Source organism: Curtobacterium sp. B18, from assembly GCF_000333375.1.
Lineage (GTDB): Bacteria > Actinomycetota > Actinomycetes > Actinomycetales > Microbacteriaceae > Curtobacterium.
This window is the reverse complement of sequence record NZ_BACZ01000167.1, coordinates 1-2592: the sequence shown is the minus strand read 5'-3', so window position 1 is coordinate 2592 and position 2592 is coordinate 1. Positions and strand designations below refer to the sequence as shown.

General features: G+C 67.3%; 2 protein-coding genes. Both read left to right on the top strand.

Features of this window, described 5'->3' with window-relative positions; translation table 11 throughout:
- A partial coding sequence (gene hpf / locus I5E_RS04515) for a ribosome hibernation-promoting factor, HPF/YfiA family (RefSeq protein WP_022905939.1) occupies positions 1–669 on the top strand: 669 nt, incomplete at its 5' end.
- 158 nt (positions 670–827) lie between these two features.
- On the top strand, positions 828–2592 hold a 1765-nt coding region (gene secA / locus I5E_RS04510; protein ID WP_261974856.1), incomplete at its 3' end, for a preprotein translocase subunit SecA.

The window sequence follows — 2592 nt, the reverse complement described above, 5'->3', positions numbered from 1 at the left end:
ACCGACCGATTCCGCACCTACGTCGAACAGAAGTCCGAGAAGATCGACGTGCTCGCCGACCGCGCCCTCGCGTTCGAGGTGCGCATCAGCCGCCACAACGAGAAGTCGGGCGGGCAGGGTGAGGACCGCGTCGAACTGACCCTCATCGGCCCCGGGCCCCTCGTGCGGGCGGAGTCCGCCGCATCGGACAAGTACGCCGCCTTCGACCTGGCCTTCGCCCGCATCATGGAGCGACTCCGCCGGGCACGCGACCGCCGCAAGGTGCACCGTGGGCGCCACCGCCCGACCTCGGTCTCCGAGGCCTCCGGGACCGCCTTCGAGCGGATGGGTGTCGTCCCCGCCGACGGCAAGCTCATCGAGACCGTCGCGACGGGTGCCGTGCCGGTCGTGGACGCCACGGCCGAGGACGACGAGAACGAGGTCTACAGCCCCGTGGTGATCCGGCACAAGGTCTTCGAGGCCGGTCCGATGACGGTCGACGACGCGCTGTACTTCATGGAGCTCGTCGGACACGACTTCTACCTGTTCGTCGACGCCGAGACGCACCGACCGAGCGTGGTCTACCGCCGCAAGGGCTGGGACTACGGCGTGATCGGCATCGACGACCCGTCCGCCGAAACGACGCCGGCAGCGGCGTCCGGATCGGAACCGGCGGTCGCGATCGCCTGACGATCGCTCAGCACCACCGACGGCACCCGGGTGTGCGCGGTCCGTTCGCGGGCCGCGCACACCCGCTCCGTTCACAGCGGCCGGAGTCGCCGGGTTGCTAGCATGACTGGCTGTTCGCATCGCGCAGGTCGCGCGTGACGATCTCGTAAGGAGCTCACGTGGCAAACGTGCTGGAGAAGGTCCTCCGCATCGGCGAAGGACGCACCCTCCGTCGGCTGAAGGCGTACGCCTCGGCCATCAACGACCTCGAGGACGACTTCGCGAGCCTCACCGACGAGGAACTCCAGGACGAGACCAAGGAGCTCCGCGAGCGCTACGCGAACGGCGAGACCCTCGACGACCTGCTGCCCGAGGCGTTCGCCGCCGTGCGGGAAGCAGCGAAGCGCACCCTCGGCATGCGGCACTTCGACGTCCAGCTCATGGGCGGTGCCGCGCTGCACCTCGGCAACATCGCCGAGATGAAGACCGGTGAGGGCAAGACCCTCGTCGCCACGACGGCCGCGTACCTCAACGCGATCCCGTCCCGCGGCGTGCACGTCATCACGGTCAACGACTTCCTCGCCTCGTACCAGTCCGAGCTCATGGGCCGCGTGTTCCGCGCCCTCGGCATGACGACCGGCTGCATCATCGCGAACCAGACCCCGGCCGAGCGTCGCGAGCAGTACGCGGCCGACATCACGTACGGCACGAACAACGAGTTCGGCTTCGACTACCTGCGCGACAACATGGCGTGGCAGGCGTCCGACATGGTGCAGCGCGGGCACTTCTTCGCGATCGTGGACGAGGTCGACTCGATCCTCATCGACGAGGCCCGCACGCCGCTCATCATCTCGGGCCCCTCCTCCGGCGAGGCCAACCGCTGGTTCACCGAGTTCGCGTCGATCGCGACCCGCCTCACCCCGGGCGAGGACTACGAGGTCGACGAGAAGAAGCGCACCGTCGGCGTGCTCGAGCCCGGCATCGAGAAGGTCGAGGACTACCTCGGCATCGACAACCTGTACGAGTCGGCGAACACCCCGCTCATCTCGTTCCTGAACAACTCGATCAAGGCCGTCGCCCTGTTCAAGCGCGACAAGGACTACGTCGTGATGAACGGCGAGGTGCTCATCGTCGACGAGCACACCGGCCGCATCCTGATGGGCCGTCGCTACAACGAGGGCATCCACCAGGCGATCGAGGCGAAGGAGAAGGTGGAGGTCAAGGCCGAGAACCAGACCCTCGCCACGGTCACGCTGCAGAACTACTTCCGCCTCTACCAGAAGCTGTCCGGCATGACGGGTACGGCCGAGACCGAGGCCGCCGAGTTCATGTCGACCTACAAGCTCGGCGTCGTCCCCATCCCGACGAACAAGCCGATGCAGCGCATCGACCAGACCGACCTCGTCTACAAGAACGAGAAGGCCAAGTTCGAGCAGGTCGCCGAGGACATCGCCGAACGCCACGAGAAGGGCCAGCCGGTCCTCGTCGGCACCACGAGCGTCGAGAAGTCCGAGTACCTGTCGAAGCTCCTCGCGAAGAAGGGCGTCAAGCACGAGGTCCTCAACGCGAAGAACCACGCGCGTGAAGCCGCGATCGTCGCGCAGGCCGGTCGCCTCGGCGCCGTGACGGTCGCCACGAACATGGCCGGCCGCGGCACCGACATCATGCTCGGTGGCAACTCGGAGTTCCTCGCCGTGCAGGAGATGCACGCCAAGGGCCTGTCCCCGACGGAGACCCCGGAAGAGTACGAGGCCGCCTGGGACGAGGTGTTCGACCGCGTCAAGGCCGAGATCAAGGACGAGGCCGACAAGGTCCGCGAAGCCGGCGGGCTCTACGTCCTCGGTACCGAGCGTCACGAGTCCCGCCGCATCGACAACCAGCACCACGTAGTTTCGTTGGGGTACCAGTTCCGCAGCCGACGTCCGGAGATCCCCCACCGGAGCG